Source organism: Acinetobacter sp. YH12254 (assembly GCF_013417415.1).
GTDB classification, from domain to species: domain Bacteria; phylum Pseudomonadota; class Gammaproteobacteria; order Pseudomonadales; family Moraxellaceae; genus Acinetobacter; species Acinetobacter pseudolwoffii.
Window position 1 is genome coordinate 1 of sequence record NZ_VPEB01000040.1, and the last position, 2,832, is coordinate 2,832.

The 2,832-nt window shown below is 40.3% G+C and carries 1 protein-coding gene and 3 pseudogenes; 3 read left to right on the forward strand and 1 reads right to left on the reverse strand.

From position 1 onward, the window contains the following. Positions 1–75 (forward strand): annotated as a pseudogene (locus FTV29_RS14840) (IS6 family transposase); the annotation flags it as partial. Positions 76–128: 53 nt separating this feature from the next. After that, positions 129–224, forward strand: a pseudogene (locus FTV29_RS14845) (IS5/IS1182 family transposase); the annotation flags it as partial. A 285-nt stretch (positions 225–509) separates the two neighbouring features. Here the strand turns inward: FTV29_RS14845 and FTV29_RS14850 are convergent. Next, a complete protein-coding gene (locus FTV29_RS14850; protein WP_004726755.1) occupies positions 510–2,129 on the reverse strand; it encodes an oleate hydratase in 1,620 nt (539 codons plus the stop codon). A gap of 606 nt (positions 2,130–2,735) precedes the next feature. Here FTV29_RS14850 and FTV29_RS14855 point away from each other — a divergent pair. Further along, positions 2,736–2,832, forward strand: a pseudogene (locus tag FTV29_RS14855) (IS6 family transposase); the annotation flags it as partial.

Here is a 2,832-nt window from a genome sequence, read left to right on the forward strand (position 1 = left end):
GGACAAGCATCGTCATTTTATTATGGTCAGCCTCAGGGTGAAGTGTGTCTAATCAACAGGGTTTTCGGTCTCTAAGTACTTTTTAAAGGGAACATCATCGACTCAAATCTCTATTTGCAACAGTGCCCGATGGACTGCATCTACTCGTAGACTCTACAGGCATGAAGTTTCTAGGTGAGGGCGAATGGAAACGCAAGAAACATGGAGCTGAATATCGTCGCCAATAATGACGTATAAAGTTTTATCTAATTTTTCTTTTTATCCAATTTAAAATTAGGTGCGTACACGGCCTCAACTTTCAATAAAGTATAAAAGGTGTTTGTGTAGGCAATACCCTTACTTTTGATAAGCCAAAAGAAAGCAAAAGCCTTTGTTACCCATACATAACATCCCTATTATGATGGATAACGTGTGGCATCCCTGCCACACTCGTGTATCCAAACGTTGCTTAAATTAAACTATGTAATAGTGGCGACATAAAGGTGCTCTTATCGCTATATATTAAAAACTTAGTGGAACACTGTTTCTAAAGCTTTTAAACCCACTTTGGGATCAAGTAGACCGTTGTAAATTTCAGGGATTTCACGTTCCACCCCAAAAAATTCATAAATGGCAAGCATCGCCCCACGAACTGAATATTCCACAGTAAAGACCACGTCATCTTCAATTTCCACAAACTGTCCAAGGAAAGCAAAGTTTTGTGAGCCTTGTGGAATTACCTGTGGACGATCCCCCGGTTTACGGCAGGCGAATAGGGCAGAGGCGTATGGCATCATGGCGGTAGTAACATCAGTCGTTGCCAAAACATGATCTAAAATGTCGTCAAAACCGAGCTGTTTAATCAGTTCTGTTAGGATTTCTTGCCCCGTGGCTTCGGACATTGGTTTTTTGATGTAATCGCCTATATGGTCAATTTGGAAACCGTAGCCCCATAAGGTATATAAACCTTCAGGTAAGTCGGCAAAGTGTGGCTGTGCAGGAACCACGATGGATAAATGCCAACCCGACTCATACCAAGTCATGAGTGCGCCTGTGCCTGGTTCATTGCCTGTATAGTCAATAATACGTTTAAGTAGCACGTCATCTTTCATGGTCAGAGTGAAAGACTCCCACTTATGTTCATCGACATTGCCATAAAAAGTCATTGGACGGCCAAAGTCTGGGGCTTTTTGTGCCAGCGTTTCCCAAAGCGTCCAGCCATGATCTTCTCGATGACGAATAAGGGCAGGCACGTCATGATTACCGCCATAACGTGAGTCTGCTGTAATAGAGCCTAAAGTGAAAATAGCTAAATCATTGGCTTTCAGATTAATTTGCTCTGAGCCTTCAGGCAATTGTACATATAGGCGTGAAGCGTAGCGTTCTTGAGTTTCAGCATTGGTAATGAAGTCTGCATCTGTGACATAGTGTCCAAAACGCACATCGACGCCTTGTGCGACTAACCAACGCTGTAGGGGCAGAATCATCGAGTCATATTGGTTGTACTTGGTACGTTTCACACCCGCTAAGGTATGAATGCGTGGCAATTCTTGAATAAAACGCAAGAAATAGCGTCTTAACTCTGCTGCACTGTGCCATTTTTGAAAAGCGAAAGTCGTGCGCCACATGCGCCAGAAATTGGTTTCAAAAAAGGTTTCATCAAAAAACTCATCAATGCGGCGACTGCCAATTTTTTCTTCTTTTGAAGCTAATAGGCGCAGCATCTGTGCACGATGTAGCGTATTCAGACCAAGCTTTGCTGCATCCGCAATGACATGTTCGGCATCAATCAACCGTGCATTGGCGTGGGTTTTCACTTTTTCATTAAACTCACGACATTCTTCACGCACCGAAATGTCTGGATTTTCCAAAGATGGAATACTGGAAAATAAGTCCCATAGGCACAAATAAGTTTCATCGGTCAGCATTCGCCCACCACGTGTTACCCAAGCTTGCGCGGCATGCGGTGTATGTCCACCATCCATCGAACCACCTGAAATATCGAGTTCTTCTAAAATATGGATATTTTTGGCAGGGACTTTGGCATCACGGATTGCAAATGCAGCAGCAGCCATACCTGCGATACCACCACCAATAATCCAAAGATGGGACTGTTGTGCGTCTAATGGGGTGCGCTTCTTCTTTTGCATGGTTCACCTTTAATAATGATGTTAAAAACTATGAAGTATAAAATGTGATTTAGAAAAACCTTAAAAATAGTATGACTTTTTATATATGAAAAATGTATGAAATGGGAAGCAATTTACTCATTATATTTTGTAATCAAAAAAATGTAAGTAATGGTTATTTTTAATACACATTTGTATTTTTTTTAAAATAAAATATGATTTAAGTAATTGATTTTATTATTTTATAGAGTAATCACTCTATTTTGATCATATTTGTTTGTGTCTGAAGAATGTGTTTGAAACTAGGCTTTCTATTGATCATTAAAAGATATAATTGAATAATAGATCTCTCTTTCATAAATCAAAAAACGAGCACCTTTTTGATTGATATTTGTACTCTAATTTTCTTAGCATTCGTGCATAATCTGCGGATGAAATACATTGATTCAAAGAAGCTTTCTGAAACACAGTTTAAGCGATATACAGGCATCTCATGGTCAACCTTTTATTTAAATGGTTGAGCAATTGCAGAAGCATGTTCCAGCTAAAGGCAGACCACCCAAGTGGCACTGTTGCAAATAACCACGAATGGTAAGTTGAAGACTGTTTTAGCTAAAGGTGCAGCATATGAATCCTTTCCATGGTCGGCATTTTCAGGGCGAAATCATTCTTTGGGCTGTGCGCTGGTATTGTAAATATGGCATTAGCTATCGTGAACTGCAGG

What these genes read in the sequence shown, in the direction of transcription:
- FTV29_RS14850 (WP_004726755.1), bottom strand. Translation starts at nt 2,129, where the DNA reads ATGCAAAAGAAGAAGCGCACCCCATTAGACGCACAACAGTCCCATCTT.